General features: G+C 50.8%; 22 protein-coding genes. 7 read left to right on the forward strand and 15 right to left on the reverse strand.

The window, feature by feature from the left end; translation table 11 throughout:
* Position 1: 1 nt before the first annotated feature.
* From C1714_RS11445 to istA, 8 genes are all read right to left on the reverse strand, one after another.
* Positions 2-1174: a glycosyltransferase family 4 protein gene (locus tag C1714_RS11445; protein WP_102343379.1), complete on the reverse strand. Its 1173-nt coding sequence runs from the start codon at positions 1172-1174 to the stop codon at positions 2-4.
* A 72-nt stretch (positions 1175-1246) separates the two neighbouring features.
* The gene (locus tag C1714_RS11450) at positions 1247-2662 is read right to left on the reverse strand and encodes a lipopolysaccharide biosynthesis protein (protein WP_102343380.1); all 1416 of its coding nucleotides are present in this window, start codon (positions 2660-2662) and stop codon (positions 1247-1249) included.
* Between the two features lie 87 nt (positions 2663-2749).
* Entirely contained in the window at positions 2750-4363 is a 1614-nt protein-coding gene (gene groL, locus C1714_RS11455) for a chaperonin GroEL (protein ID WP_102343381.1), read from the reverse strand.
* A gap of 25 nt (positions 4364-4388) precedes the next feature.
* A complete protein-coding gene (locus C1714_RS11460) occupies positions 4389-4676 on the reverse strand; it encodes a co-chaperone GroES (RefSeq protein WP_102343382.1) in 288 nt (95 codons plus the stop codon).
* A gap of 130 nt (positions 4677-4806) precedes the next feature.
* The gene (locus tag C1714_RS11465) at positions 4807-5568 is read right to left on the reverse strand and encodes a glycosyltransferase (protein ID WP_102343383.1); all 762 of its coding nucleotides are present in this window, start codon (positions 5566-5568) and stop codon (positions 4807-4809) included.
* A 2-nt stretch (positions 5569-5570) separates the two neighbouring features.
* A complete protein-coding gene (locus C1714_RS11470) occupies positions 5571-6449 on the reverse strand; it encodes an AraC family transcriptional regulator (protein WP_102343384.1) in 879 nt (292 codons plus the stop codon).
* Between the two features lie 165 nt (positions 6450-6614).
* Positions 6615-7427 carry an ATP-binding protein gene (locus C1714_RS11475; protein ID WP_167849987.1) on the reverse strand — a complete coding sequence of 271 codons (813 nt, stop codon included), beginning with the start codon at positions 7425-7427 and terminating at the stop codon, positions 6615-6617.
* A complete protein-coding gene (gene istA, locus C1714_RS11480) occupies positions 7414-9006 on the reverse strand; it encodes an IS21 family transposase (protein WP_102342730.1) in 1593 nt (530 codons plus the stop codon). The genes C1714_RS11475 and istA overlap by 14 nt, the downstream gene beginning before the upstream one ends.
* A gap of 411 nt (positions 9007-9417) precedes the next feature.
* On the opposite strand from istA, the gene gmd reads away from it, so the two are divergent.
* The 7 genes from gmd (at position 9418) to C1714_RS11515 (ending at position 17807) form a co-directional block, all read left to right on the forward strand.
* A complete protein-coding gene (gene gmd / locus C1714_RS11485) occupies positions 9418-10473 on the forward strand; it encodes a GDP-mannose 4,6-dehydratase (protein WP_102343385.1) in 1056 nt (351 codons plus the stop codon).
* Positions 10474-10488: 15 nt separating this feature from the next.
* Entirely contained in the window at positions 10489-11466 is a 978-nt protein-coding gene (locus C1714_RS11490; RefSeq protein WP_280952022.1) for a GDP-L-fucose synthase family protein, read from the forward strand.
* A gap of 3 nt (positions 11467-11469) precedes the next feature.
* Positions 11470-12786: a sugar phosphate nucleotidyltransferase gene (locus tag C1714_RS11495; RefSeq protein WP_102343386.1), complete on the forward strand. Its 1317-nt coding sequence runs from the start codon at positions 11470-11472 to the stop codon at positions 12784-12786.
* Positions 12779-13756 carry a type I phosphomannose isomerase catalytic subunit gene (locus C1714_RS11500; RefSeq protein WP_210115337.1) on the forward strand — a complete coding sequence of 326 codons (978 nt, stop codon included), beginning with the start codon at positions 12779-12781 and terminating at the stop codon, positions 13754-13756. Before C1714_RS11495 ends, C1714_RS11500 begins: the two co-directional genes overlap by 8 nt.
* 11 nt (positions 13757-13767) lie before the next feature.
* Entirely contained in the window at positions 13768-15450 is a 1683-nt protein-coding gene (locus C1714_RS11505; RefSeq protein ID WP_102343388.1) for a phospho-sugar mutase, read from the forward strand.
* An 83-nt stretch (positions 15451-15533) separates the two neighbouring features.
* Entirely contained in the window at positions 15534-16061 is a 528-nt protein-coding gene (locus tag C1714_RS11510) for a hypothetical protein (protein ID WP_102343389.1), read from the forward strand.
* Positions 16062-16193: 132 nt separating this feature from the next.
* On the forward strand, positions 16194-17807 hold the full coding sequence (locus C1714_RS11515) for a transposase (RefSeq protein WP_102341520.1): 1614 nt from the start codon (positions 16194-16196) through the stop codon (positions 17805-17807).
* A gap of 205 nt (positions 17808-18012) precedes the next feature.
* On the opposite strand, the gene C1714_RS11520 is transcribed toward C1714_RS11515, so the two are convergent.
* The 7 genes from C1714_RS11520 to parE are packed head-to-tail and all read right to left on the reverse strand — an operon-like array spanning position 18013 to position 25375.
* Positions 18013-18432, reverse strand: a complete 420-nt coding sequence (locus tag C1714_RS11520; protein ID WP_102343390.1) for a hypothetical protein — start codon at positions 18430-18432, stop codon at positions 18013-18015.
* Positions 18429-18791 (reverse strand): ribosome silencing factor, encoded by a 363-nt coding sequence (gene rsfS / locus C1714_RS11525; RefSeq protein ID WP_102343391.1) that lies wholly within the window; start codon positions 18789-18791, stop codon positions 18429-18431. The genes C1714_RS11520 and rsfS overlap by 4 nt, the downstream gene beginning before the upstream one ends.
* Before the next feature lie 4 nt (positions 18792-18795).
* The gene (gene yqeK / locus C1714_RS11530; protein WP_102343392.1) at positions 18796-19602 is read right to left on the reverse strand and encodes a bis(5'-nucleosyl)-tetraphosphatase (symmetrical) YqeK; all 807 of its coding nucleotides are present in this window, start codon (positions 19600-19602) and stop codon (positions 18796-18798) included.
* On the reverse strand, positions 19599-19889 hold the full coding sequence (gene yhbY / locus C1714_RS11535) for a ribosome assembly RNA-binding protein YhbY (protein WP_102343393.1): 291 nt from the start codon (positions 19887-19889) through the stop codon (positions 19599-19601). Before yhbY ends, yqeK begins: the two co-directional genes overlap by 4 nt.
* The gene (locus C1714_RS11540) at positions 19889-20932 is read right to left on the reverse strand and encodes a GTPase (RefSeq protein ID WP_102343394.1); all 1044 of its coding nucleotides are present in this window, start codon (positions 20930-20932) and stop codon (positions 19889-19891) included. The genes yhbY and C1714_RS11540 overlap by 1 nt, the downstream gene beginning before the upstream one ends.
* On the reverse strand, positions 20925-23447 hold the full coding sequence (parC, locus tag C1714_RS11545; protein WP_102343395.1) for a DNA topoisomerase IV subunit A: 2523 nt from the start codon (positions 23445-23447) through the stop codon (positions 20925-20927). Before parC ends, C1714_RS11540 begins: the two co-directional genes overlap by 8 nt.
* Positions 23447-25375 carry a DNA topoisomerase IV subunit B gene (gene parE / locus C1714_RS11550; protein WP_102343396.1) on the reverse strand — a complete coding sequence of 643 codons (1929 nt, stop codon included), beginning with the start codon at positions 25373-25375 and terminating at the stop codon, positions 23447-23449. Before parE ends, parC begins: the two co-directional genes overlap by 1 nt.
* Positions 25376-25399: the final 24 nt, after the last annotated feature.

The following is a 25399-nucleotide window of genomic DNA, read 5'->3' on the forward strand; positions in this document are numbered from 1 at the left end:
CTCAGGCTTTTTCCATTCCCAGGGCTTTACGCGCAATGCTGGAATAAAGAAACAGATGCGCAGATGCCTGTGCCTTGTCCCGCATTGTCTGATAGATTTCCGCATGATTCAGCAATGAATCAAGGACCTGCTCAATTTCCTCGGCATTGTCCTGCTTCAGAAAAATAACATTGCCATCAACATCGACATGATGCGTACCCGGCCAGTCCTTGACGACTAACGGGATTCCCTGACCCGCCGTCTGTTCCCAGAGCACCGAATGACGACCGGGATAAACCGCAAGATCCGCACAGGCAATCAAATGATAGGTAGATCGGTTTTCCTGCCAGCCGATGTACTGAATATCCTTCCCGTCACAATAATCCAGTACCTTCGGCTTTAATTCTTCATCAATGGATCCAAACACCAGCAGCCTGACCCGCTTTTGGTGCGTCTGATTCCATTTTCCTACCGCCGCAAGAAGATTCAGCACCTGTGCCTTGTAGCGGTCAATCTTTCCACCGGTAACGATCAGAAAATCATCCTTGCCGATGTGATAGGTACTGCGAACCTGTGCGATCAGAGCTGGATCTCTGCTTTCCTCAACGAAATCATCATCAGCCCCCATGACAAGAAGATCGCATTTTTCCTTCGGAAACCCGTACATATCCATCAGAAAATCTACGCGGGCAGGCAGAACACCGAAAAACTTCTTCACATACGGCAATAGAAGCCGGCTGTAATGGCGCCAGATGATCTTATGAAGAATGTTTTTCGAAGCCCAGGTCATGGCCGTATTGGTAAAGTCAGAGTGATTATCCGCATAGGCAATGACATGAGGATGATTGCGCAGGTACCGGGCGATCACCTTTGTATCAAGAAACGCCACCCCGTGAATGAACAGGTAATCCGGATTTTCTTCCTCCATCGCCTCATACAGTCCGCGATACCGTTTGAAGACACGGCGGAACTGATCTTTTCCCTTGATCGCAAGACGACAGATATGGACATGATCCGCATTTACAAAGTCATCGCAGTCCGCCAGGACAAGTTTCCCATCTTTTCCCCATTGCCACCGGGAACAAAGAACAACCGTTTCCAGTCCCATTCGGGCATGGTATTTCGTCAGAAGATTTTCCTGATAATTCCATCCATCGGTGAACGGACCAATCAAACACAAATGAAGAACTTTCATAACACCCCGCCTGTCTGCCGTAATCATGATACACCCGGCCGAAAATCCGCCGAAACAGAACCGGTATGCGGATCATGCCCGGCGGTAGTTCTTCATGCCATCCAGCATGCCGCCAATCTCACTGCGGTAAAGGATCAAAAGAACAACAAAGATGATCAAAGAAACAAGATAATAGGTCAACGACTCATCCAGCACATAGAGCAGCCCGGTTTGAAGGCCCAGCAGCAGATAGGAAACAATCTGCCGAACGAGCGGAAGCTTCAGCTGAATATATTTGCCAATGCCGAGAATCCGGATCAGCCACACCACAAAATAGGAGAAGAATGTCGCAATTGCCGCCCCGATCGTTCCAAGCTTCAGAATCAGAATGAAATTCAGAATGATATTCGTAATCGAACCGGCCGCCGTCGTCACTGCCGCAACTTTCGACTCCTTTACCGACGTATAGATGCCGTTGAACACCTGGGCAAGTGCCCCGAACAGTGCACCCAGCGTCAGAAACGGAATGAAGATCCATGCCCCGTAGAAGTCATTGGCAAACAGGATCGACGAAATCCACCGCGAAAGAAGAATGACCAGTTCGCAGGCAAGCGTCATTACAACGTTGTACATGCCGTAGATATTCGAAAAGAAACCGTCCCTGTCCTGCGGATCAAATTCTTTGACTGAGGAAAGCACCCATGCCTGATTGAACAGCGACTGAACCGTATTCAGAACATTCGGAATTTTATAAGCAATGGAATAAATGCCGTTTTCAGCAACACCGCAGAACCATGTCACAAAGTAACGGTCCGAAGCGCTTGTGATCCACCAGCCGATCTGGCTCACAATCAGTGGAGCGCTGTATTCCTTCATCGATTTCTTCAGATCATTCCCGGTCGGCTCAAAGGTAAGATAGCTGCCGACGCTCGTGGAAAACGAAAGGTAAATCATGGGAATGATCCGGGAAAGGATGGTCGCAAGGAAATAACCGCGCAGCCCGAGATGCAGACCAACGAGGAAGAAAATATTCAGAACGAAAAACACCAGGGAACAGATCACGCCGGACCAGCCGACCTGCTTCACCTGGTTCAGCCCCTGGGCAAAATTCTGCATCACCTGATAGAAGGCAACACTCACATACATAAAGAAAAAATACAGCGGGTATGCGTTGATGATCTTTACAAAGGAAAATCTTGCGTTCAGCAGCAGAAACACGCCAACCGCCGCCGCCCCGATCAGAAGCAGACGCATGCTGTAGGAAAGCACCTGGCGATCACGGTCCTTCGAACCGTCCAGAGTAAAGCGCAGCACCGCATCCTGGATATCAATCGTCAAAACAGGAATCATCAGCGTAATCGTCGTTGTATAGAGATCATAGATTCCATACTCTTCCGTACTCAGAATGGATGTATATAACGGAACCAGAAAAAAAGCGAGCAGCTGCACACTGAAGTTGCTGATGGCAAGAATGCCGATATTGCGAAACAGGTATTTATATTTATTCATCACTGATGAAGATCATAGCATAAATAAAGGCCCGCAATGTTTCGATTGCGAGCCATACTTCCTATTCCTTTCCGTTCCTGTTCAGGATCAATAATCAGCCGGAGCAGGTGCAGCAGCAGGTGCCGGTTCCGGAATCGTCGTCACAGCAGCTTCCGTTGTGATGAACAGGCCGGAGATGCTTGCCGCATTCAGCAGAGCACTGCGGGTAACCTTGGTCGGATCCAGGATGCCGGCCTTGAACATGTCAACCCACTCGCCGTTCTTAGCATTGAAGCCAACGTTGCCCTTCTGAGCAAGCTGCTTCTCAAGGATTTCGTTGCCATCATAGCCAGCGTTCTCCGCAATCTGCATGATCGGCTCCTTGAGAGCATCCAGAACAACATTCATGCCCTTCTGGGTATCCGTAACATCGGACTTCAGAGAATCCTTAACGGACTTGTAAGCCTGCAGCAGAGCAAGACCGCCGCCGCATACAACACCCTCTTCAACTGCAGCCTTCGTTGCGTTCAGAGCATCTTCGATACGGAGCTTCTTATCCTTGAGTTCCGTCTCCGTCGTAGCACCGACCTTGATCAGAGCCACGCCATTGGTCATCTTGCCAAGGCGTTCCAGCAGCTTCTTCTTGTCATAGTCAGAAGTCGTATTCTCAATGGCAGCCTTGATCTCCTCAACGCGTGCCTCAATATCAGCCTTCTTGCCATGGCCGCCGATGATCGTGGTCTTATCCTTGCCAACGACAACCTTCTTAGCCGTGCCAAGATCAGCCATCGTCATATCAGCCAGATTCATGTTCAGATCCTTGGCATAGAACTTCGCACCCGTCATGCATGCGATATCAGCGAGCTGATTCTTGCCGTTGTCACCGAAGCCAGGAGACTTGGTAGCCACAACATTGAACGTGCCGCGCAGCTTGTTGATGATGAGAGTGGACATGACTTCGTTGTCATAATCATCCGCAATCAGCAGCAGCGCACGGTTTGCCTTCACGACTTCCTCGAGAACCGGCAGAATATCCTGAATCGTGTTGACCTTCTGATCCGTAACCATGATCAGCGGATTGTCGAGCTCAACTTCGTTCTTCTCATGATCGGAAACCATGTACGGAGAAACAAAGCCCTTGTCATACTGCAGACCTTCCGTCACTTCAAGCTCTGTCTCGAAGGACTTGGACTCATCGACATTGATGACACCATCGCGGCCAACCTTCTCCATTGCCTCAGCGATGATGGACCCAATCTCTTCACTGCCGGAAGAAATCGTCGCAATGTTCTTGATATCAGCAGAAGTCGAAACCTTCTTGGAGTTCTTCAGCAGCTCATCCGCAACAGCCTGGGCAGCCTTCTCCATGCCTTCCCGCATCAGAACAGGGTTCGAACCCTTATCAACAGCCTTCAGGCCATTGGTAATCATTGCCTGCGCCAGCAGTGTAGCCGTTGTCGTGCCATCACCAGCCTTCTCGTTGGTGTTGTTGGCAACTTCATAGACAAGCTTAGCGCCCATGTTCTCATACTTGTCCTTGAGCTCGATTTCCTTCGCAATTGTGACACCGTCATTGGTGATCAGCGGTGAACCATAGCTCTTCTCCAGAACAACGTTGCGGCCCTTCGGACCAAGCGTAACCTTTACCGCATCCGCCAGCTTGTTAACGCCAGCCAGCATCTTGACGCGGGCATCTTTTCCGTACTGAATATCCTTTGCCATACTCTTATTGATCTCCTCTCAATTCTCAGTCTTCGACAACGGCCAGAATATCATCGGCCGAAATCAGAAGATAATCTTCCTTCTTATAGGTAACATCCGTTCCCGAATACTTCTTGTAAATAACCTTCTCGCCCTTCTTGAGCTCGATCGAAATCAGCTTTCCATCTTCCGTCTTGCCCGGACCGACAGCGACTACTTTGCCCAGGGACGGCTCATCCTTGGCTTCCTTGGTCGTCAGAATGATGCCCGACTCTGTCTTGACTTCCTCTTTTACTTTTTCCAGAACAACATAATCATGTAACGGCTTTAACATACCTATTCACACCTCCATGTATCAGCACTTGAACTATTCGAGTGCTAACCAACAACCCCTATAGTATCCACCTCTTAGCACTATGTCAATATGAGTGCTAAAACTTTTTCAACCGAATTTTCACAGCAGATCAGGGCCGAACATGCATCTGGCGGACCAGGCGGATCGTTCTTCGAGCGTTGACCAGCCAGGGATGCGGAATGCCGTTGTGCTTCAGCGCCCGCGTCGCCTCCTGCAGCGACTTCCAGTAGCTGGATGCGGATGCCGTACTGGTTCCCCCGTAATACATGCTCACAATGACCTTCGGCACATAGGCAAGATCATCCGGATGATCCTTCAGAAAACGGATCATGAACTCATAGTCCGCCGCAATCCGGTAGTTGGCATCATAAAGACCGTACGTCTCATAAATCTGCCGCTTCAAATACAGCGTCGGATGGCCGGGCATCCATCCCTGTTCAATTCTGCCCCGGCCCATATGCCAATAGCGCTTCACTTCATCGCCCTGCGCATACACCAGATCCGCATGGGCCCCGACACAGGATGGCCCGCCTTCTGCAATGGCATGCACCATATCACTCACCACCTGTGGATAGGTCAGAAGATCGCTGCAGAAGGCAAGCACATCGCCATGTGAAAGTGCAAACCCCTGATTCATCGCATCATAAATGCCCTGATCCCCCGACTGGCGGACTATTACCCTGTGTGTGCTCGAATTCTGGAACGCCTGCAGCTTCTGCCAAGTGCCGTCTTTGGATCCACCGTCTTTGATAACAATTTCAAGCGAATCATAATCCTGCATCTCGACGGCCGCCAGCGTGCGATCGATCGTATCGGCGCAGTTATATGTCGTCATGATGATACTGACCAGTGGATGGTAAACTTCTGTCATCTTTATTGTTCTCCCCGCCACAGCCTGCGAAACTCACCCGGCGTCATATCCTCCGCCTTTCGGAAGCTGCGGATAAAATAATTGGCCTCACGGTATCCGCAGGCAAGAGCGATTTTCGAAATGCTCCAATCCGTAAACCGCAGATATTTCTTGGCGGTAGTAATGCGCAGATTGGCCAGATATCCGGTAATCGTCATGCCGGTTTCATCTTTGAATAAATGCTCCATGTACGAAGCATTTACAAAATGCTTTGCCGCAAGATCATCAATGCGGATCTCCTCGGTATAATGCGCATCCAGATATTCGCGCAGACGATTCAGATCCAGTTTTTTATGCACCGTTTTCTGATCTTCCGGATTCCAGCTGTAGCGCATCAGCTCCGTGATCAGCCGGCTGAGTTCCTCATTCAGTTCCACATCGCGGATATAGGAAGTGCCCTGGGCCGTCACATAGATATCGTTCAATACATTCAGAAATTTCTCAGGCTCTTCCGAATGAAAGCAGTTTTTTCCACCACGGCTGCAGTATTTTTCGTAGATGGCAGGCATATTGGGCCCATTGAAATGGACCCACGCCAGCTGCCAGAAATCTGGCGAAGATTCATGGCTGTAATCGTCCATGCAGTCAATGAAGGCACAATCCCCCTTCTTCATCTCATAGCACTTTTCATGGATTCGCAGGGTTCCGCTGCCCTTGAGCACCATAAAAAACAGATAGGAAGACAGCGAATTGCGGTGCGAAGCATGAACCTGCAGCGCCCTTAGCCTCCCGGTTTCCTGAAGATAGAGAAGATTGGCTCTTGCAAAGGAAGACGAAGTATTCAGAATGCGCCTGGAAGAAACAATGGTTTCATCCGGAAAAAAAGCCGTCGAAAATGCCATGGACACCTCAATGACCCCAGTGTAACGCAAACAGCGGACTTTTGGGGAGACGTCGACGGCAATCAATGGAACCGTGCCGGCGGTAAATTGGTACCGCAGCGACGGCAGTTTGGTACTAAAAAAATAGAAAACTCAGCCATCATTAGAGGCTGAGCTTCTTTCCGACTATTTTATTGTCTGCGCTGCCCTGATGCGTTCGAGTTCAGCAGTAATGTCCATCTCCCGCATAGAATCCCCTTGTATTTCCAGGTCATATGCCTTGGAAACCAGTCTGTTGATGATTGCGTCTGCCAGGCTTGTGGATCTCACTCCTAGTCTTGTATACATTTCATCCTTCATCAGCTGAGAACAGATAATAAACGATCTCGGATGATTTCTAAGAGGCTTGCTGTCGACAAGGCGATAAAGATATTCAACATCACGATCTGTTACGCTGGTTAACAGAAAGTCATCAATGATAATCAGATATGTATTTGCCAGTTGTCTCAGGAACTTGACATACTTTCCTCTGGCCTCCGCGATTCGAAATCCCTCCAGCAGTTCGGCCATTGTAAAATAACGAACCGTATATTGGTGTTCACATGCATTATTGCCAAGTGCGCACGCAAGGAATGTTTTTCCGCATCCCGTTGCTGAAGTGATCATTACGTTCCTGCTGTTATCAATATATTGATTGGTTGCCAGCTGATCCACCAGCGCCGCATTAATATGTCGGGAAGGAATATACAGCAGATCCTGCAAATCCGCCAGGGGAGAGTAAAGCTTTGCCTTCTTTTTATATCTTTCCGTTGTATTGTTCTGATTCTCAACACTTTGAAATGATATGAGCTGATCCAGGACTTCAAGGGGGCTTTTACTGGTGAGCTCGCCGCTTTTATCCATTTCTTTCAGCTGCTCCGCCATGGCGTCGAGATTCATCCGTTCCAGTTTCTCTATAACTGCCGTCAGGCTGGTATAGCTTTTCTTATTTCTTGGCATAATAAGCTGCTCCGCGGACATGCGATTTCTCTTCGCGCTGTTTGCCTGTGTCAGAATTCTGGTCCTGTATCTGCGCCTCTTTCAAGTCTTGTCCGGCATAAAGAATCGCTTTAATATTCCTATAGACTGGACGCTTGAAGTGTTTCAGTGCTAGCTGGCACGCCTGCTCAACTCTTGCCGGAGAATACAGATCTGCCAGTTTTAATATGGATCGGGCGCTGTTGTAGTATTTCTGCTCAGCGCCTCCGTATCGAAACAATTTGTCGATCACCTCATATGTATACGGGCCATAGTCTTCTGCCCATCTGTGGAAGCGGCTGCTGTTCCAATCACCATAGTTAGAACTATGAGGAGGAAAATGACTGTTGTCTGTCACGTATAAGCCCGTACGACCAACGATTAAGCCGTGGCTGCAGAGTTTTTCGTCCCCGGAATAGATATCAATATGATTGTGATAGATTCGCAGTATCACAGTACTGCCAATATACCGATAGGGTACGGAATAGAAATTCTTCGCATAACTGATACAGCAGTTGCTTTGGACCTTGGCAAGTTTCTTTTGATAGTACTCATACGGAACAGAAGGAAGTGGAATCATCTCTGTACGTTCATAATCGAGATATGAGCTCAGCCTGCTCCCTTCTTTTTTCTGGAATGGCTTCGCATTGAATTTATCCAGATATTTTCGAACTTCCGCATTGTATTCCCCAATGGAGAAGCACTGGAAATTCCGAAGCTTTGCAAGAATGTAACTCTCTAGATTACCAACAAGATTTTCAACCGTGCCTTTATCATTCGGTTTCTTAACACGCGCCGGCTCAACTACCATTCCATAGTAGTTGGCAAACGCTTCATAGTCTGTCTGGAGAATCACATCGCCGGTAACCGGATGCTTAATAACGCCGGTTTTAAGATTGTCACAGATAAGCACTCTGGTCGTGCCGCCAAAGTATTCATACATGTGTACATGCGCCATGATCCAGTTAGGAAGTTTCATGTCCGGGAACACTTCCGCATAACCGTATCCGCTGAATGGGAGCACTCCCACAAACAGCCATCCAGTTACCACTTCTCCAGTATCCGGATCATGCCAATGCGCCGGATCACCGGTCCAGTCCACCTCCGTTTCTTCCCCAGGTCTGTGATGGATGATCTCTGAAAATGATTTTGTCTGCAGATGCTCATTCATATGGACCTTAAACTGCGTCAGCTGAAGAGGCACCAGACCTGCGCGCCTGCAATCTTCAACATACTCTTCGTGAAGTGTCGCCTTGTTAACACCAGGTTTTAATAATTCCCGGCAAAGATACTCATAGTCAGGCTCTGCATATAAGATTTCTTTTTTTACTGCAGGCTCCGGAAGGTCTTTCCGTTTGAACACCTCCTTTCTCTGTTCCTCGCTCATGGATTCAACATCCTGTGATGTCCAGCCGTTCTCAGCCATTTTTCTCGCGATGATGGATACGTGGTTTTTTGAGATGTGGAGGGCCGCAGCGATTTTCCCCTGCGACAGTTGCCCTTTCTCAATGTACCGTGAGGCTTTCAGAATCTTTGATTCCTTTTCTGGTACCTTCGACATAGGTTGCCATCCTTTCTATGACGAAAAAGCTGCACGATTGCTCTTTCGTACAGCTTCATCATAGATTACATATTTACTTTTCAGCTACGCCGTTTTGGTACCGTCGCGGTCTCCGTCGAGGCGGTTCCAAAAGTGCCGACGCTCCGCGTCCGCAAATCCGCCGTTTGCGNCACGATTGCTCTTTCGTACAGCTTCATCATAGATTACATATTTACTTTTCAGCTACGCCGTTTTGGTACCGTCGCGGTCTCCGTCGAGGCGGTTCCAAAAGTGCCGACGCTCCGCGTCCGCAAATCCGCCGTTTGCGGTGTAACGCAAACAGCAGAATTGTGCTATTAATCGACAGGATAGTGATTTTTCTTTTTTTTTGCGGAAAAGTATCATTGATACTGACAATAAGGAGATACAAACATGAAAAAAGCAGTCATCACCGGCATCACCGGTCAAGATGGTTCCTATCTCGCCGAGTTTCTTCTCGAAAAAGGCTATGAAGTCCATGGCATCGTCCGCCGCTCTTCCATTTCCAACACCGGCCGCATCGATTCTCTGATCCGGCAGCACCGGATCATTCTTCATGACGGCGATCTGACCGACGGGTCCGGATTAATCCGGATCATCAACGAAGTCCGGCCCGATGAAATCTACAATCTCGCCGCCCAGTCCGATGTCCACGTCTCCTTCGACTCCTCCGAATATACCGGAAATGTTGATGCGCTTGGCGTTCTGCGTCTGTTGGAAGCGATCCGCATCTGCGGCCTGACAAAGACAACGCGCTTCTATCAGGCATCGACTTCCGAACTGTTCGGAAAGGTTGAAGAAGTTCCCCAGAAGGAAACCACCCCGTTCCATCCCTACAGTCCCTATGCAGTTGCAAAGCTGTACGGCTACTGGATCGTGAAGGAGTATCGGGAGGCATACGGCATGTTTGCCTGCAACGGCATCCTCTTTAACCACGAATCCGAACGTCGCGGCGAAAACTTTGTGACCAGAAAGATCACCCTGGCGGCCGGCCGGATTGCCGAGGGGCTTCAGGACCATCTGGAGCTTGGCAACATGGATTCCAGACGCGACTGGGGCTATGCCAAAGACTATGTCAAATGCCAGTGGCTCATCCTTCAGCAGGATCAACCGGATGACTATGTGATCGCTTCCGGTGAGCAGCATACGGTTCAGGACTTCACCGACAAAGCGTTCCGTGCCAACGGCATCGAACTGCGCTGGGAAGGCGAAGGAAAAGACAAGAAAGCCTATGATGCAAAGACCGGAAAGATGCTCGTCTGCACGAATGAAAAATGGTATCGTCCGACCGATGTCGTCAACCTGCTCGGAGATCCGACCAAGGCAAAGAACAGGCTTGGATGGAATCCTCAGGAAACACCGTATGAAGAGCTTGTCCGCATCATGGCGGAACATGACCGCCGACAGGCAAAGCTGGAAAAGGCATTGAAAGATTCCGCAGTTGATTAAGAAAGAAGGTAGAATATGATTCCGGAAGAATACAGAAGCAAACAGCCGCCAATGGCGAAGGACGCAAAGATCTATGTTGCCGGTCATCACGGCATGGTCGGCTCCGCCATTGTCAGAGAGCTGCAGAAACAGGGCTATACAAATATCGTCACACGTACACACAAGGAGCTGGATCTGACCCGTCAGGATGCCGTGGAACAGTTCTTTGCCAGCGAAAAGCCGGAGTATGTGTTCCTTGCGGCAGCCAAGGTTGGGGGCATTGTCGCCAACCAGGAGGCTCTGGCCGATTTCATGTATGAAAACATGATCCTGGAAATGAATGTGATCCACAGCGCCTGGCAGAACGGCGTCAGGAAGCTGGAGTTTCTCGGAAGCTCGTGCATTTATCCCCGCATGGCTCCCCAGCCGATGAAGGAAAGCTGCCTTCTCACCTCCGAGCTTGAAAAAACCAATGAAGCCTATGCGCTCGCCAAGATTTCGGGTCTCAAATACTGTGAATATCTGAACCGTCAGTACGGTACGGATTATATTTCCGTCATGCCGACAAATCTCTACGGTCCCAATGACAATTATCATCCGACGCACAGCCATGTACTTCCGGCTCTGATCCGCCGCTTCCATGAGGCAAAGGAACAGAATCTTCCCTACGTAACCTGCTGGGGTGACGGTTCGCCGCTGCGTGAATTTCTTTACGTGGATGATCTTGCGAATTTCTGTGTCTTTCTGATGAACAACTACAGCGGCAACGAAACCGTCAATGCCGGCACAGGCAAGGAACTGACCATCCGCGAGCTTACGGAAAAGGTCGCAAAGATCGTAGGCTATACGGGTGAAATCCGCTGGGACCCGTCCAAACCAAATGGAACGCCGCGGAAGCTTCTCGATATCAGTAAGTCCAAAGCCATGGGCTGGCAGCCGAAGACAAGTCTTGACGAAGGCATCCGCCTGACCTATCAGGACTTTCTGAACAACCCGGTGCGGGCCGAGAGGTAAGACATGAATCTTATTTTACTTTCCGGAGGGTCCGGCAAGCGTCTCTGGCCCCTTTCCAACGATGTACGCTCCAAACAGTTTCTGAAAATATTCAAGCGTCCGGGCGGAACCTACGAATCCATGGTTCAGAGAATCTTCCGCCAGGTCCACGAAGTGGAACCGCAGGCGCAGATTCTCATCACCACAAGCCGTTCCCAGGTATCAGCGCTGCACAATCAGCTTGGCGAACACGTAGACGTATGCATCGAGCCTTCCCGCCGCGACACCTTTGCGGCCATTGCGCTGGCCTGTTCCTATCTTCATGAAATCAGGAAGATGCCGCTGGATGAGGCGGTTGTCGTCTGCCCCGTTGATCCCTATGTGAACAACGACTATTTTGAGATGCTGCAGAAGATTTATCAGCGGGCAAAGGAATCGGAGCAGGGTCTTGTTCTGATGGGAATTGAACCGACTTATCCAAGCGAAAAATACGGATATATCATCCCGAAGACAAAGGATCCGGTTTCACTGGTCGAGTGCTTCAAGGAGAAGCCGGACGCTGAGACCGCTGCCGGCTATATTGCGCAGGGGGCTCTGTGGAACGGCGGCGTCTTCGGTTTCAAAATCGGACATGTCCTGCAGAAGGCGGAGGAACTGCTGTCCTTCTCGGGCTATCAGGATCTCTATGATCATTACGATGCTGTGCAGAAGATTTCCTTTGACTATGCCTTTGTCGAAAAGGAACCGCATATCGAAGTTCTCCGTTTTCAGGGCCAGTGGCTCGATGCCGGCACATGGAATACCTTAAGCAAAGTGATGACGGATCCGGTGATCGGCCAGGGCGAGCTCGATGAGACCTGTGAAGATACAACCGTCGTCAATGAGCTGAACCTGCCGATTCTGTGCATGGGATTGAAGAATGTTGTTGTTGCGGCAAGCCCCGATGGAATTCTGGTGGCGGACAAGGACCGCTCCAGCTATATGAAGCCCTATGTTGACAAACTGGAACAGCCGGCCCGGTTTGCCGAAAAATCGTGGGGCAGCTATGAGGTACTGGATGTTCAGAAGGCAAGCATGACGATTCTGGTAACCCTGAAGCCCGGCAGCCGGATGAACTATCACAGCCACGATCATCGCAATGAAATATGGGCGGTGCTCTCGGGCAACGGTGAGACAGTCGTTGACGGCATGAAACAGCCCGTAAAACCGGGGGATGTCATTACGATCGAAGCCGGCTGCCGCCATACGATCATTGCCCTCAGTGAGCTGAAGGTGATCGAAGTTCAGCTGGGAGAAGAAATCAGTGTTCATGACAAGCACAAATACTCGCTCGATGAATGATCCCTTTCTTCTGAAGCCTGCCGCAAAGGATTATCTGTGGGGCGGAAACCGTCTCAATACGGAATTCGGAAAGAAAATCGATCTCTCCCCTCTTGCGGAAACCTGGGAATGTTCCGTTCATCCGGCCGGTGAAAGCATCATTGCCAGCGGCCCCTTCAAAAACCGCACCCTGCGGTCCGTACTTGAGTCACATCCGGAATTCATGGGAACCAATGCGATCAGCCGCAGCGATCTGCCCGTTCTGGTGAAATTCATTGACGCCGATCAGGATCTTTCCATTCAGGTACATCCGGATGATGCCTACGCGCGATCGCATGAAAACGGACAGTCCGGAAAGACGGAACTGTGGTACATCCTTGACGCGGAGCCGGGAGCGACGATTGTTTACGGCCTCAAGTATCCCTTGAGCCGGAAAGAAGCGGAAGAAGAGCTGCTCCGCGGAGATTTTACAAAGTATCTGAACTACGTCCCTGTAAAGAAGGGCGATGTATTTCTGATCAAAGCCGGCACGATCCATGCCATCAACCATGGCGTTCTGGCGGCGGAAATTCAGGAAAGCTCCGATCTTACCTACCGCCTGTTCGATTACCACCGGCTGGATAAAAACGGAAAAGAGCGGCCGCTGAACATTTCGGGGGCTCTGGACGTGGCGGATCTTTCCGCGCTGCAGCCGCCTCAGCAGCCGATGCATGTTCTTCATTATCAGCGCGGTTTTGCGACCGAACGTCTGTGCCGGTGTCCGTATTTTCAGGTGGACCGTGTTCTATTGAATACAGCGGTCGTTCGCTCGATGGTTCCCATCCAGACAACAAACTATACCTTCCGTATTCTGCTGTGCATCGACGGATGCGGCGTAATGCGCACCGACGAAGATCTTTTCTTCTTCAAGGGTGACTGTATTTTCATTCCGGCCGGATCAAAGCCGGCACACCTGCACGGCAGCGCAAAGTTTCTTTCCATCGAATGCTGAGGAGGAAAAAAATGAATCATAAAATTGATGAACTTTACCGGTTATGGCTGAAAAAAGCAGACAGGGACCCCGATCTGCAGAAAGAACTCTCTGCCATTGAGAATTACGAGGACGCCATCGAAGATGCCTTTTATCAGGATCTGAAATTCGGAACCGGCGGACTGAGAGGAATCATCGGTGCCGGCACCAACCGCATGAATGTCTACACCGTAGCAAAAGCGACCCAGGGACTGGCCAATGGCCTCAAGAAAACAGCGGCATCTCCATCCGTCGCCATCAGCTATGATTCCCGCAGGAAGTCGAAGCTGTTTGCACAAACGGCTGCAGAAGTACTGTGTGCCAACGGCATCCGGGTATATCTCTATCCGCAGCTGATGCCCACTCCCTGCCTTTCGTATGCCGTGCGGTATTTTCATACTTCTGCCGGCATCATGATCACCGCATCCCACAACCCTGCCGAATATAACGGATACAAGGTATACGGAGCGGACGGCTGTCAGATTACCACGGAAGCCGCTTCAAGAATCCTGAAGGAAATTGAGCAGCTGGATCCGTTTGAAGATATTCTCTCTTCCTCCTATGAGGAAGATCTTTCTTCCGGAAAGATCCAGCTCATTGATGAAGCTGTTCTTTCCTGCTTCCTTGATACCGTCAGTCAGCAGTCGCAGCTGTTTGGCGACGATGCGGACCGCAGCCTTTCCATTGTTTATACGCCCCTGAACGGAACGGGCAGAGTACCTGTTCTGAAGATTCTGGAAAAACAGGGATTCCACAATGTAAGTGTCGTGCCTGAACAGGAAATGCCGGATGAAGATTTTCCGACCTGTCCCTATCCCAACCCGGAACTTGATGAGGCGCTGACACTGGGAAAACAGCTTGCTGAAAAGAAGCACGCAGATCTTTTGATTGCGACGGATCCGGATTGTGACCGTGTCGGTGTCATGGCACGGGATGGCGGGGCGTTGCTGAGACTCAGCGGCAATGAGGTCGGTCTTCTGCTGCTGGACTATATCTGTCAGCAGAAATCCAGACACCATACGATGCCTGCGGATCCGGTATTGATCAAAACGATCGTCACATCGGATCTGGCCGAAAAGATTGCGCAAAGCTTCGGCGTGCGGACAATCAATGTCCTGACAGGATTCAAGTACATTGGCGAACAGATCGGACTGCTGGAAAACAGCGGAAAGGCTGCTTCGTATGTGTTCGGCTTTGAAGAAAGCTGCGGCTATCTGAACGGCACCTATGTTCGGGATAAGGATGGCGTCGATGGCGTCATGCTGATTACGGAAACCGCCGCCTACTGGAAAGCACATGGCAAAACGCTGGTTCAGCGGTTGAACGAGATTTACGGCACCTATGGCTATATGCTGAATACGCTGCATTCATTCTCCTTTCCGGGCGAAAAAGGCATGCAGGAAATGGACGGCATCATGGACCGTCTGCGCGGCCCGGTTCAGGAGATTGCAGGCATGAATATTCTGGAGCGGAAAGATTACAGCAATGGCATTGATGGACTTCCGAAATCAAATGTCATGAAATTCTCCTTCAATGGTGGATCCCTTGTGATCCGTCCTTCCGGAACCGAGCCGAAGCTGAAGATCTATGCATCGATCCTGGATGAGGACAAGGAAAAAGCCGAAGCCGTGGAAAAAAAGCTGATCGGAGCGTTCAAAACAGAATATATCCAATAAGGCCGCTGCGCGATCCGCTTGACCTGTATGAAATCCATTCCAACCGAAAACAGGGAATGATAGAATACTAGGCAGGTGATTTTATGTTCAAGCGGATTATGCTTACTCTTCTGGCCTTACTGGCCATTTATTCCGGCGCCGTTGTTGTATATCTCGGCAACAAGCCGGAGCTGGCGGAAACCAGCGCCTTCGCCCAGAATAACGGCAGCACGCTTTACTATGACACGCTGCGCGACTATACGCTCAACAGCGGCGCTTCCGCGACACATTACTACTTCTTCTGCACCAGTGAAGATAACAACTGTGCATTCGTGGAAGATACGGTCATACGGGATACGGAACGGGAAACCGGTCTGACCCTGTCTTCGCTGATTGAATATGTTGATATTACGGATCTTGTGGAAAACATGGATTACAACCGCCTCTATACCGACTGGACGGTTTCTTCCTTCCCTGCCTTTGTTGCCGTGAAGAACGACAATGGCGAGATCAAGATTGAAAACACGCTGGAATGGACGGACGATAACCCGATCAGCAGTCAGACGCTGATCAGCTGGCTCGAGCTCAATAAGCTCTACAATGCCCCAGCTCCTACTTCCGCAGCTCAATAAAACGTTAATGAAAAGGGGCTGTAACAGTTGAATGACTGTTATGGCTCCTTTTTCGGCGGTCTGATGTTAAAGAAGTTCAAGAAAGTTGAAATCCATGTTGATTAAATACATGCTTGCATGTATAATTAAGGTATGAAAAATGCTGATCTTGTTTTCGAAGGACCCGATCAGCGCACTTATTATAACGCTGTTCAGCTGGCCCTGCCTCTTAATCTCTTTATCAAAGTGCCTCAGGATGACACCCTTTATTCGTTTCTCGGTGCGGTGAAAGGAGTGAACTTCAGCCGTTATGTGAAACCAATCCGTTCGAATAACTCCCGCAGTCATGACAGAGGTATGCTCGTTAAAGTCATTCTCTTTGCCTACATGAATCGCATTTATTCCCTGGAAGATATCGTCCAGCACTGTCGGACCGATATCCGGTTCATCTATCTCTCTAATCAGGAAATGCCCAGTAAAATGGCCTTTTCGCGTGTGATGAATCAGCTCACTGAATCCATTGACAGCCTCATGAAGGATCTCAACCTGGATATTATCAACGAGACTGGAATTGATCCGAACACTCAGTTCGTAGATGGCACGAAGATCGAGGCGAATGCGTACAAGAATTCCTTTGTTTATAAGAAACGAATTCTGAATGCACGTGCAGATCTCTTCCGCGATATTACCAAAGCGGTCACCTCACTGAATCTCGCTTATGGGTACTATTACGAAACCAAAGTGAGATACTCTGCTTTGGAAATATGGTTCATCGTTCAGTATCTGATGGATGTCATGGTTCATGAAAACATTCAAATTCAGTACGGAAAAGGAAAGCGCAAGTCAGACATTCAGAAGCGGTATGATCTTCTGCTTGGCTACGCAATACGGCTCAGCGGCTATGAGACCTGGCTTTCTATCATTGGTGACAGGAACAGCTGCTCAAAGACGGATCATGATGCGACCTTCATGGCTACCAAATGGGATTATTACAACCGTTCCGGTGTAACACGCCCCTGCTATAACTGCCAGATCGCCGTTTCAGAGGGATTCATTGTAAACAGCGATATCTATCAGACGCCTGGAGATACGGTCACCTGGGAACCATTTATGGAGCGATTCCACAGCTTATACGGTTATTATCCCAGGGATCCGACGGCTGATGCCGGATATGGAGGTTATGACAATTATCTGTATAACATCCGGCATGGAATAAATCTGGTTCAGAAGTTCCCGATGTACGGCAAGGAACACGACAGAATGTTCAGGAAGAATCACCCATTTAATACATTCAACTGGGGTGTTGATAAAGATGGCTATCGGATCTGTCCGAATGGAAGAAAGTTCGATCATTATGACGGAGACAGAAGTTCAATTTCACGGGCAGGAAATCTGACCATTCTGCAGAATTATTCAGAGCCAAAACATTGCGAAGGCTGTCCACTGAGAGACAAATGTATACCGAAGTACAACAAGCGTGGATATCGTCAGAACAGCGTGAATGTTGTGGGTGAAGAGCTGAAAGCGGAAGCCAGAAAACAGCTGGATTCAGAGAAAGGAATCGAACTGAAAACCAAGCGCAGCGAGCAGGCGGAAGGTGCCTTCGGAGTGATTAAGGAAGACATGAGATTTACCCGATTCCATAGAAGAGGAATGAAAAACGTAAAAATGGAATTTCTTCTGGTAATCATGGGATACAATCTCCGCAAATATCACCACTGGCGTCTGACTGTGAAGAAGCCAGAGCAGAATTCACTGATGAACTAAAGCGAAAGACAGTAAGAAATTTTCATGGAACTAACAAAGATGTTTTTAATGCGTGCTGATTTGATACCGTCAGCCGCTTTTTCATATTGCCGGAGAATGAATGCTCGAGCACTATCATTCACCATGCAAGAAAAGGGGCCGTAGCAGCCTGAGCAGATTCTAAATATGCTCAAACTGTTACAGTCCCTTTTTCCATATTGGTAACTCAGTGAACCGCAAACACCGACACCAGCAGGAATGCCATTCCCGCCGCTGACAGCAGAACCATAAACGCCGCCTTGTTCCGGCACGCTGTATAGCGTTCTTCATGATTCATAAAGCCCTGCTCCAGCTGCTTCGCCGACTGGCTTCCTGACATCACGGATCCAACCAGTCCCAGGGCCCCGGCCACAATCGCCGAGTACACAGGCAGAACCGCAGAAGGCTTCGTATACAGCAGCACTCCGGCCTCCACAATGCCGAAGAGTACATGAGCAAACACAAGGAAGTACAGCGTATTCAGCTGCTTCTTTTTCGTTGGTGTCTCGGCATTGTATACCGCCTGGTGCATCTGTCTGTAACCGACAACAAAGCCAACCAGCGGCAGCACAATCGTCACCAGCATCTCAATTGCGAGTGTATTCACGGCTGCACCTCATCTTTCTTCTTTCCTTCATAGACTTCCATCGGACGATCGCCCCACAGTTGTTCCAGCCGGTACTGCTGACGCGCCTGTTCCGTAAAGATGTGAACGATGCAGTCATAAAGATCGACCAGGATCCACGAACTGCCCTCCGCACCTTCTCTTTGACGCACATGGAAGCCGTTTTTCTCCGCTTCCTTCATCAGATCCTCGGCCAGTGCATTGGCATGGCGCGGATTCATTGCCGTACAGATCACGAAATGATCTGTAAAAGGGCTGACCCCCTTCATGTCAATGACCGTAATGTTTTCCGCCAGCTTCTCATCCAGCGTCTTTTCAACAAGATTCAATAATTCCTGCATGAATTTATTCTTTTCCCTCTCGTCCCTCGCGGTAAGACTCCGCTTCTTCATACACCAGCTGCGCCGCCGCCTTCAGATTCTTCTTTGCCAGGCCAAGCTCCTTGGAGCTGTCATAGCCCCGCGTCGGCTCGCACTTATCCGCAACGTACAGGATCCAGTCCAGCCTGGTTCGCCCGTGTCCCACCGTATGACAGTGAATGGCGGAAAGAATCCGTGGATCATACAGCCCCATTTCCTTCTTCAGCCAGTACACGGCCGTGTAGCTGTGCCAGATCTTCACATTCTGCGTCAGCTTGTCCGGTTCATAGACGGCAAGGATCTTTCTCCCCTCGTCGTCATTCATCCGTTTTGTTATATCATGCAGCATTCCGGTGCGCCAGGCAAGCAGCTCATCAACACCGTTTGCCCTGGCCAGATCTCTGCATACCCGGGCAACGGAGATGGAATGCGCTGCCCGGTGCGGACTGCACTGGGCATAAACGACCTCATTGAGATACCACCCGTTTTCAAGAAGCAGTGTCCTGGTACCCGCTGCCCCATAGCGGAAACAGCCGCTGCGGACTTTCTCTTCCATCGCCTGATCCGTGATATCAACGGTATCCTTTCCAACTGCATCTTTTTCTGCAATCGACACATGACGCCAGGGGGCGATCGCAGCCTTCAGCAGCTGAATGCGCGATGCCGGAGAAAGAATTCCTTCACCGCTAACTGCTACGAATACCTGGTATCCACGCTTGCGCCAGCCGGTGATCGTCTCCAGCTCGCTTTGCGTGATGGGATCGAATCTGCCCGTGAGAGTGACTGTCTTCATGGAAGAATGATACCCTGTTTATCCGGGTTACGGCGGTAGAGAACGATCGTTCTGCCGATGCGCTGCACCACTTCGCTTTCCGTATTCATGGCAAGATCAAAGGCGATCTCTTCCACATCTTCCGGCGCCGTCTTCAGCACCTTGATCTTGATCAGCTCTCTTGCCCGCAGCGCATTGTCAATCATCACGATGAAGTTGTCGCTCAGCGCGTCCTTGCCCACCTGAAACAGGGGTTTCAGATTCACCGCCTGCCCTGCCAGATATTTTTTCTGTTTCTTCGTCAACATCAAATCATTGCCTTTCTGAATGTAACATTCACCTGTTTTGGCGCATAGACACGCAGCGTACCGACATCTCCGGATACACACACCCACCCCAGGCCGTCAATCACCGCATCCATCTTGCGGCCCTCCTTGTGGACCGCATGCATGGTTCCGGGAAACTCATTGGGTATCGGCGAAAGAAGATCGCCATAGTGCTTCTGCCATAAGGCATCCGCCTGCGCCAGATTTCCCCGGTGCACGTTCAGCCTCTCGCTGCAGTAGAATACGGCGCTGCCGTTGGTCACATTGCTCAGATCAATTCGCACCAGTCCCCCGATCGCAAAGCTCTGCTCCTCATAGACCTGAAAGATCCGGGGACGAATGGAGCGCGAAGGAAGAAGCTGCTTCAGATTCTTCTCTGCCACGTCCATGACCATGGACTGTCCGACTTCAATGCCCGGTGTATCCGTCCATGTATACCCGTTGACTTCCATTTCATGAAAATCAATCGTCGTCCCGGGATAGCGCGAACTGGTCAGTACATCGGTATTCAGCAGGCGGTTGATCAGCGTACTCTTGCCGCTGTTGGCACGGCCGAAGAACACAACATCGCCATGTTCCTGGATCAGGCAGTTCCTGAGATTATCCAGCTGCTCATCCCCGTTCAGGGAAAGAAGATACATTTCCTTGATGGAAATGCCCTGCTCCTTCAGGCGCTCCTGCAGAAACTGACGCAGCTTGCCGTCACTCAGCGTATCCGGAAGAAGATCCCGCTTCGTTCCGGCAAGGATGATCTGTTTCGATCCAAACCGCCGCGCAAGACCTTCAATCATGCCGGCCTCGAAGTCAAAGAGATCCACAACCCACACAAAGAGGCCGTCCATCTTCTCCAGCCGGTTCAATACCCGTTCCGGATCAATGCCCCTGCGCATCGAAATGCCAAGATCATCGTAGTGGATCAGCCGGAAACATCGCTGGCAATAGCTGCTGCCCTCTTTGGGCGTGTAGCCGATACCGTTAGGATCCATTGTCTGAAGCTCTGCGCCGCAGCCGATGCATTTAGCCATTGCCTTCCTCCCCGTCAAACAGCGAAATTGTCTCCACTTCGTCGTGTTCCGTATCATCCGCATCCGCCGGCCGGTCAACGACGCGGCACTCATCAATGTCCTTCAGACGATACCATCCCGCGTTGAGCGTAATCGGCTCAGAGAATGTCGTCGCTGCCGTCTTCAGAGGAATGTCCACAACCGGAAGATCATGTTCCTCAGGATCAAAGAAGGAGACCGTTTCCCCCGAATGGACAGAGAGAATGTCCCTCATCACATACGGATGTGTTTTCAGCCGCTTCGCCGCAAGACAGCCTTTACTCGGGCGGTTGCTTTCGACGGTTTCTTCCACCTTGAGACGCTTCATCGCCGCACCGTCGGTAATCACAGTCAGCGCATTATCCTCCTTGTGAAGAACACATGCCGCCGCCAGACGATCACCTCTGGAAATATTGATGGCTTTCACGCCCCTTGCCTTTAAGCCCTGCACCGGAATCTGCGTAATCGGATATCGTGTAAGGAAGCCATCCCGCGTTAACAGCACCGCCTCATCTTCAGCGTATACAGCAAACGCCGCCAGCAGGCCGGCACCCGGGTTCAGGTTCATCGCCGTCATCACACGGGTATTGCGCTGCAGCTGGAAGTCGCGGACCGGCGTCCGCTTGATCTGTCCATTTTCCGATGCCGTCACGATCCACGCATAGGTATCGAAGGAAGGCACCAGCACCGCATTGACGATCTTGTCCGTACCTTCGATCCGTACATATTTATTCAGATGCGTACCGATATCGCGCCATTTGCCATCATCAACCTGCCATACCGGCAGATATGCAAAGTTGCCCTTCGTCGTAAACAGAAGAAGGACATTCAGCGTATCGCACTCGATCGTTCCGATCAGTGCGTCCCCTTCCTTGAGCCCCGTCAGCTTCGTACCGGCCTGCAAGGAAGCCTGATAGGACTTCATGCTGACACGCTTCACATAGCCATCGCGGGAAACCGTGACCATGACCCGCTCATTGGCAATCGTTGCCGCCTTATCGATGACAATCGCCGAAACATTTTCCTCAATCCGTGTACGGCGCGGATCGTCGTACTCCTTCTTCACGGCCCGCAGCTCTTTGACGATAACAGAACGCATCACGTTCTCGTTTTCAAGGATGTCGTTCACTTCTTCGATCTTGTTGGTCAGCTCGGCAAACTCGTTGCGCAAAGCCACAATATCCGTATTGGACAGACGGTACAGCCGCATCATGACGATAGCTTCCGCCTGTTTGTCATCAAAGCCGAAGGTCTCCATGAGGCCCTTCTTTGCGTCCGCTTTGTCCTTGGAGGCACGGATCAGGGCGATAACTTCATCCAGGATCGATACTGCCTTCATCAGACCTTCAATGATATGGCCCCGATCCTCCATCTGTTTCTTTTCAAACAGGGAACGGCGCCGCACAACCTCCTTGCGGAAATTGATGAACGCATCCAGAAGCCCGATCAGCCCGATCTGCACCGGCCGCTGATCCACGATTGTCACATTGTTGTAGTTGTAGTAGATCTGCAGATCCGTATTCTTGTACAGATAGTTGAGAATCGTCTGCGCATCCGCATCTTTGCGGACATCGACCACAACCTTCAGACCCATGCGGTCCGACTCATCCCGTACATCGAGCATGCCGTCGATGGAACGGTTGAGACGGATCTCATCAATGCGCTTGACCAGTTCCGACTTGATGACTTCATAGGGAACTTCGGTGATGATGATCTGATTGCATGTCCGCCCTTCGACGATATCTGCCCGTCCACGTACGACAATGCGGCCGTGTCCTGTCGCAAAGGCTTCACGGATGCCGTCGGCTCCCTGCACGATTCCGCCGGTCGGAAAATCAGGTCCCGGAATGATCTGCATCAGCTCATCGAGCGAACACTCCGGATTGTTGAGACGGTAAATCGTCGCATCAACGACTTCGCCCAGATTGTGCGGAGGCATATTGGTCGCATAGCCGGCCGCGATGCCGGTGGCGCCGTTGACAAGCATGACCGGGAAAGGAACCGGAAGAACCGTCGGCTCCAGCTCCGTATCGTCGAAGTTCGGAGCCATTTCAACCGTATCCTTGTCGAGATCGTTTTCCATGACCTCGGTCACCTTGGCCAGACGTGCTTCGGTATAACGCATCGCAGCGGCCGGATCGTCATCGATCGAACCGTTATTGCCGTGGACATCGATCAAAGGAAGCCGAACCTTCCAGCTTTGCGACATGCGGATCATCGCATCATAGACCGACGTATCACCATGGGGATGATAATTACCGATGACAAGACCGACCGTCTTTGCCGACTTGCGGTACGGATGGTCCCAGGTATTGCCATCGTGATACATCGCATACAGAATGCGCCGCTGCACCGGCTTGAGACCGTCGCGGGCATCCGGAAGCGCACGCTCCTGAATGATGTATTTGGCGTAGCGGCTGAACCGGTCCCCCATGATGTCTTCCAGAAGCTCGTTCTGATAGACGGTATGATCGATCACTTCATTCTTTTTCGCCATTACTTCGTCTCCACCTTAAAATCATCTTCCAGTGTGAAGGAGATGTTGTCTTCGATCCATTTCTTGCGCGGTTCCGCCTTCTCACCCATGAGAACCGAGACACGCTTCTCCGCCAGCACACCATCCTGAATGCCGACACGGATCAGCGTCCGGTGTTCCGGATCCATGGTCGTCTCCCAGAGCTGCGTCGCATTCATTTCACCAAGGCCTTTGTAACGCTGCACTTCCAGACGTCCGTACTTCTTCCTCTCGGCGTCCAGTTCATCATCCGTGTAGCAGTAGTCCACCTGCTTGCCATGTCCGACCCGATACAGCGGCGGCAGTGCAATATACACCATGCCGTGCTCAATCAGCGGCCGCATGTAACGGTAGAAGAACGTGAGCAGAAGAATCTGAATATGCGACCCATCATCATCGGCATCGGTCATGATGATGATCTTCGAATAGTTGCTTTCGGTATAGTCAAAATCACTGCCCAGACCTGCCCCGATCGCATGGGTCAGCGTATTGAGCTCAAGGTTCTTGGCAATGTCGTTCAGGGAACACTTCTCCGTATTCAATACCTTTCCACGCAGCGGCAGAATAGCCTGGAAATGAGAGTCTCTTCCCTGCTTCGCAGAGCCGCCTGCAGAATCACCCTCAACCAGGAACAGTTCCTTGATCCGCGCATCGCGGGAATTGGCCGGCGCCAGCTTTCCGGACAGCAGCTTCTCTGCCTTGGAGGCCTTGGTGCCCTTGCGGATTTCTTCCCGCGCCTTACGGGCAGCCTCCCTGGCCTGGGAAGCCTTCATCATCTTGCGGACCAGCGTGTCGGACAGTTCGCGGTTTTCTTCAAACCAGAAGGCAAGCTTATCTGAGACAACGGCAGAAACCGCAGGTCCCGCCTGTGGTGTTCCGAGCTTTCCCTTGGTCTGTCCTTCAAACTGCAGGATCTCCTCCGGAACGGAAACGGAGACGATCGAAGTCAGTCCTTCGCGGACATCGCTTCCTTCAAGATTCTTATCCTTTTCCTTCAGCAGTCCGTATTTGCGGGCATAGTCATTGACGGCCTTGGTAAAGGCGGTCTTGTAACCCTGTTCATGGCTGCCGCCGTCCGTCGTACGGACAAGATTGGCAAAGGAATAGGTATTTTCCTGATAATCGTCCGTATACTGGAAGGCAACATTGACCTGGATGCCCTGGCTTTCGCCGCTGAACTTTACAGGCGGCGAAATGACATTGCGATCCTCATTGAGATAGTTCAGAAAAGCGGTAGGACCATCCTGATAGCAGAATTCCTCTTTCTGAATATCCTTCCCGCGGGCATCGATGACAGTCATCGAGACGCCGGACAGCAGGAAGGCTTCCTCCCGCGCCCGCTCGCACACGGTATCGTACTTGAACGTGGTTGTTGTGAAAATTTCGGGGTCCGGTTTGAAGGTTACCTTGGAACCGCTGCGGTTGGTCGGACCGAGATCCTGCAGCTTGCCGATCTTCCTGTCGCCGTGCTCAAACCGCATGCGTACACGCTTGCCATCATGGCAGACTTCCACTTCGAGCCACTCGCTGAGAGCATTCACAACGGAGGCACCGACGCCATGGAGGCCGCCGGCTGTTTTATAGCCGCCTTCGGATGTGAACTTTCCGCCGGCATGAAGAACTGTAAAAATAACCTCCAGCGTATTGCGTCCGGAGGGATGCATTCCAATCGGCATGCCGCGGCCTTCATCTTCCACCGTGCAGGAGCCGTCCTTGTTCAGGGTAATGGTAATCTTCTTGCCGTAGCCGTTAAGCACCTCGTCAACAGAGTTATCGACGATCTCCCAGATCAGATGATGGAGACCATGGATATCCGTGGAGCCAATATACATTCCCGGCCGCTTGCGGACCGGATCAAGTCCCTTGAGAATCTGAATACTGTCGTCTTCGTATCTTCTTTTTTCTGGCATGCGTGTTCCTTTCCATGGTGCCGA

It is taken from the genome of Galactobacillus timonensis, assembly GCF_900240265.1.
Taxonomy (GTDB): domain Bacteria; phylum Bacillota_I; class Bacilli_A; order Erysipelotrichales; family Erysipelotrichaceae; genus Bulleidia; species Bulleidia timonensis.